At 48.6% G+C, this 5,940-nt stretch carries 3 protein-coding genes; 2 read left to right on the plus strand and 1 reads right to left on the minus strand.

The genetic code is table 11. The features are described from left to right. Together PGS25_RS15295 and PGS25_RS15300 are read left to right on the plus strand one after the other, a co-directional pair. The coding region (locus tag PGS25_RS15295) for a DUF4474 domain-containing protein (RefSeq protein WP_270419385.1) at positions 1-4,869 on the plus strand (4,869 nt) is incomplete at its 5' end. A gap of 8 nt (positions 4,870-4,877) precedes the next feature. Continuing rightward, a complete protein-coding gene (locus tag PGS25_RS15300) occupies positions 4,878-5,591 on the plus strand; it encodes a hypothetical protein (RefSeq protein ID WP_110436382.1) in 714 nt (237 codons plus the stop codon). A gap of 55 nt (positions 5,592-5,646) precedes the next feature. Here the strand turns inward: PGS25_RS15300 and PGS25_RS15305 are convergent. Further along, positions 5,647-5,940: replication initiation factor domain-containing protein (locus PGS25_RS15305; RefSeq protein ID WP_270419386.1), on the minus strand; the 294-nt coding region annotated here is incomplete at its 5' end.

The following is a 5,940-nucleotide window of genomic DNA, read 5'->3' on the forward strand; positions in this document are numbered from 1 at the left end:
TCTATCACGGACGCGCTCGGCAATACGGAAACCTATACCTATTCCGGTCACAGCCTGACCGAGTTCCGCGACAAGAACGGACATACCACATCGTACACCTATAACGCACTCGGTCTGCCGGTTACGGTTACAGATGCGCTCGGCAATCAGACTACCTATGCGTATGACGATAAGGGACGGCAGCTTTCTGTCACTGACGCAGAAGGCGGCGTTACCAGCTTTGAATACGATGCCGTAGGCCGCATTGTTGCAGAGCATACCAAGGTGAGTGATTCAGCAACCGCAACGACCAGGCATACTTACTCCAAGGCGGGCAAGCTGCTGAAAACCGTAGACGCGCTGGGCGGCGAAACCTCGTATGAGTACAATGCCAACGGCTTTACCACCTCGACCAAGGACGCGCTCGGCGGCACGGTAACGACCGAATACGGTACGAACGGTGAACCGCTCAAACGCACGGACGCGAACGGCAATGAAACCACCTATGAATATGACAAGGATACCGCACAGCTTGTATCGGTAACAGACGCAGAGGGCAACGAAACCCGCTACACCTACAACGACCGCGGCCTGCTTATCCAGACTACAGACGCGGAAGGCAATGCGACTACCTATGAATATGACGCGCTCGACCGTGTAGCAAAGACGATTGACGCGCTGGACGGCGAAACGACCTATGCGTATGACAGCATGGGACGCACGATTTCGGAAACCGACGCAGAAGGCAACAAGAAAACCTACACCTATGACGCACTCGGACGAACCAAGACCGAAACCGACGGTGCAGGCAATAAGACTACCTATACCTATGACCCTGTTGGCAATCTGCTTGTCACAACGGACGCAAACGGCAATGAAACCAAGACCGAGTACAACGCCATCAATGCAGCGGTAAAGCAGATTGACGGCGAAGGCAACGAAACCACCTACACTTACGACAAGGCAGGACGGCTGCTGACCGAAACGGACGCACTCGGCGGCGTTACCGCGTACACCTATGACCTTGCGGGCAATCAGCTTAGCGTTACCGACCCCGAAGGCAATGTGACGAAGTATGTCTACGACCTGCTGGGACGCGCCGTAGAGCAGATTAACGCAGACGGCAGCAAGACCCGCACGGTGTACGACGTGCTGGGACGCACGACAGAAAGCTATGACGAACTCGGCGGTAAGACTGCTACCACCTATGACGCAAACGGCAACCAGCTTACTGTAACTGACCCGAAAGGCAACAAAACTTCGTATCAGTACAACCGCAAAGACCAGATTACGGTTATCACCTATGCGGACGGCGGCGAAACCCACTATACCTACAATGCGCTCGGAAATGTCAGCGAAGTAACCGACCAGAACGGCAATGCAACCAAGTACACCTATGACGCACTCGGCAGAACGCATACCGAAACCAACGCAGTAGGTGTTGTGACCGAATACGGCTACGACAAGGTAGGCAACACGGTTTCTGTCACTAAGGACGGAACGGTAATCGCGAAGAGCGAGTACGACGGTGCATATCGTGTGGTAAAAACGATTGACGGACTGGGTAATGCAGGAACCAAGCAGTATGACGGTGTAGGCAATGTTCTGGTTTCCACTGACCGTGAAGGCAATGCAACACAGTATGCCTACGACAAAAACTATAACCTGCTCAAGACCACCGACGCAGAAGGCGGCGTGTCCTCGTCTGCTTATGACGCGCTGGGGCGTGTCGTTTCTGAAACCGATGAAAACGGCAGCGCAACGACCTACACCTACGATAAGAACGGCAATGTACTGACCGAAACCGACGCGCTTTCCGGTGTTGTTACCAATACCTATGACGCGCGCGGCAGAGTAGCAGCAACTACGGACAAGCTGGGTGCAACGACTACCTACACCTATGATGCAGCCGGTAATCTCCGTAAGGAAACCGACGCCAATAATGCGTATGCCGTTTATCTGTATGATGCGAACAGCAATCTCATTCAGTACACCAACCGCAACAACGAATGGGTGAAGTATGCGTATGACTGCATGAATCGGCAGGTCAAGGAAACCAACCAGCTTAACCATGCAACCGAGTACGAATACGACCTTGCAGGCAACCAGACGGCGGTAATCGACGGCAACAAGAACAAGACCGTATACACCTATGACGGCTTGAATCGTCTTGTTTCCAAGACCAACGCCGAAGGCGGTATGTTCGAGTACCGGTATGATTCGTTTGGCAACACCGCAGGCACGACGATGTACGGCGGCGGTGACGAGAAGGCCACGACCACTTATACCTATGACGCAGCGGGCAATCTGCTGACCGAAACCTCTCCGCTGGGCAGCGTGACTACCTACACGCATGACAAGGAAGGCAATGTGCTGACGCAGGCTGACGAGAACGGCAAGCAGACTGCTTACACCTACGATAAGTTGTATCGCATGGTTTCCCGCAAGGACGCGGACGGTACTGCGACCTTTGCCTATGACAAGGCGGGCAACATGACCTCGGCCAAGGACGGAAACGGCACGGTAGCATTTGCGTTCGACGCACTTTCCCGTACTACCAAGGTTACGAATGAGGACAGTACGACCACGGCGTACACCTACGACGCGGCAAACAACCGTCTGTCCATCACCTACCCCGACGGCAAGGCTGTTACGACCGCGTATGATATTCTCGGCAATGTGAAGTCCCAGACCGACCACGACGGCACCGGCGTTACCTACACCCGCGATGCGGAAGGACGCTCGATCAAGGAAGGTCACAGTGACGGCAGCACGACCGAGTACGACTACAACGCTGCCGGTCTGCTGACGCTGCAAAAGGAAGTCACCAAGAGCAACAGCACACGCCGTCAGACTGCGTATACCTACGATGACGCGGGCAATATCGTAAGTGAGAACCGTTCCGGTGTAGACATTGACAAGAAGGACGAGCTGGTACGCTACTACTACGATAAGGCAAACCAGCTTATCCGCACCAATGTTGAAGGCAAGAATACGAAGTATTCCTACGACCTTGCGGGCAATCTGCTTTCCGACGGTACGAACACTTACACCTACGACCTGCAAAACCGTCTGACCAGCAAGACCGGTAAGGACGGTACGACCACTTATACCTATGACGCGGCGGGCAATCTGATTAAGAAGGCTGCACCGGACGGCACGACCGAATATACCTACACGGCACAGAACAAGCTGAAAACCGGCAAGACCGAGGACGGCCAGAGTAGCACCTACACCTACAATGCGCTCAATGTACGCATTAAGAATGTACAGGTGCGCGATAACAAGAATGCCGGTCATGCAAACTCCGACTTGAAGGACGGTTCGCACGGCACCGATTATCTGGACTTTTTGATGGACGGACGCTTTTTCTGGCAGCGCACATGGGAAACCGAGGTAGGCACGACATTCCAGAGCAACTTTGAAACCGTAACAAAGAACTATGTTGTGGACTATCTTTCCATTGCCAATCGTGATATACTGGCCACAGAGGACGGCAGCTTCACGCAGCGTTATGTGTATGATGAGAACGGCACCCGAATCTCCGCAGAGTATGGCTATGCAGCCGGCACGAAGCGCGGCGAAGGCGGTGAAAACCTGCAAAGTGACTTTGCTGCAAACGATGTGCGCAAGGTGTGGTATCGCGCCAGCCACCTTGGCAGTACACTGTTTGCCGTAGATGAAAACGGCAAGGTAATCTCGCACACGATCTATGACCCGTGGGGCAATCCGCTGACCGAAACCTATACGGATACGAATTTCAGCGGCATTGACAACTCTAACAATTACACCGGCTACACTTGGGACGAAGTGCTTGACCTGTATTTCGCGCAGAATCGTTTCTACGACCCTGCCGACCACCGGTTCACGCAGGAGGACCCCATCAAGGACGGCGAGAATTGGTATGGGTATTGCGGGAATAATGTGGTTAATTATTCTGATTGGGCTGGACTTGCATCATCGAATACGCGATATGTTGCTACTGATAATGTCTATATGCGTAGTGGCGCAGGTACATCATATAATGTTCTCGCGACATTGCAATATAATACTGCTGTTACATATTTAAACGAGAAGAAAAACAATAACAATTATAATTGGGCTAAAGTTCAATATAAAGGTAAAACGGGTTGGATTGTAGATAAGTATCTAAAAACAAGCAAACGCCCCAGCATATCTGCTACAATTGATTCGGTAGCTCAAAAATTTGGTTTTGAATACTCGTATGGTGGACAATATTTTTATTCTTCTGAATATGGTTGGCAGCGGACATTTGGCTATATGGACCTTTTCGACAAGTATATGAATATTGTTCCAGGTATCAATATTAATTTTTTGTCCTGTATATTCCAATATAACAACAAAACATGGCGTGTGGAATGTTGGAAGGGCGAATATGGTCCTACTGCTGGCGGCGAAGTTGGTCTATATGTTTTAGATGGTACGATGTCACTTAGTCAATATTTTCAAAAGATGCGATGCGATGGTGCAGTGTTTACTGGAACAGAAGCATTTGATAAATTGTTTTCCATGATAAAAAATACGGAACCGTTATCTAAAAATGTTGCATGGTATCGAGCAGCGTATTCTAGCGAATACATTGGTATGAGCATTGCATTTAGAGAAGTGGTACAGAAGAAAAATGGCGGTGATTCGTATACTACCAGTGCTTTTGCTTCCCGTTCCTCGTCGGGGCATTGGTGGCTAACAGTCTTCAAACTTAATTCTGTCAAGAAAGAAAATATTATTATGGATGTTACACTAACATTCCCCAATAGTACAATGCGTAGTGCTTACGATGAGAAACTTTATTGGAAAAGTAAGTATGGCGGATATAAAATTATGAATCGTAAGTCGAATAACAAAGTGGAATCTTTTTCGTGGAGGTGAATTTATTCTTGAAGAAGGTGCTTTTATTGCTGTTATCTACTTTAGTAGGAATATTATCGGGATGTTCTGCCGGTAAACTATCGGTTCCTTCGGGAATATTGGCAACTGACCAAACCGTGGCCGATGAGTATATGACGGATAATTCCTTCTTGACTGCAAGATATGGTTCAGATTACACAGTCACATTTGTTGGCGGAAGCGGTGAGGGTGAAGTCAATCAATCAGGTAAATCGGGTATTATGTCGTTTCAATACATGATAAATGATACGGATTTATATGATGTAGAGGTTGTCAAAGAAAAACATGACGCATGGAAAGTGAAAGGTTTACTTTTAGAATCTACAACTTATTCGTGCGATGAATTAAGTTTTTCGTTCTCTCTGTGTTCCACAGAAAACTATTATGAAGCTAATGGAAACCTCAACATAAATGATACTTCTATACCCGTAATAGTGAGTGTTAATTGTAGCCTTATGACAGTTGAAAATGCTGAATTACGGCAACAATATGAAAAGGCATGGGAACAATTTTCTGTTACTGATGTAGAGAATATGAGTTCGGCAGAGCGTCAACAATGGGATGATCGTGAAAAGGCTTGCACGATGTTTACCTGTTCGGTTGAACCACAATTTGATTCGTTTACAGCCGTCATAAATTCTGATTATGCAGACTTTTTTGATAATACTGTAAACACATTACATTTTCACGAAATTGAACCATAATATTCGACTTTTTAAGCAAACAGCCACCAGAGAATTTTCTCCGGTGGCTGTTCTTTTACTCCAATCCGCTCGTCACCTGCGCGACAATCTTCCTATGCTTTTCGTTCAGCACTGTACCATCCAAAAGCTGCTGCACAAAATCCCGACCTTTCATTTTCTCGATTTCTTGCAGCATTTTGATAGATTTTGCAACCTGTGTGTTAATCCAATTTTCCGTGCGCTCCAAGTCAAACGGTTTCGGCTTCATTGTCAGTTTCAGCTTGCGTTCCTCGCCCTGCATGAACTGTTCCCAGTGTTTGTCCGTAGGACAGTCATAACGCCGCTTATCGGCTTGCGGCTCGATGAAGCG

This window comes from Butyricicoccus sp. AM78-15b2TA (assembly GCF_027665985.1).
In the GTDB taxonomy this organism is placed as follows: domain Bacteria; phylum Bacillota; class Clostridia; order Oscillospirales; family Butyricicoccaceae; genus Agathobaculum; species Agathobaculum butyriciproducens.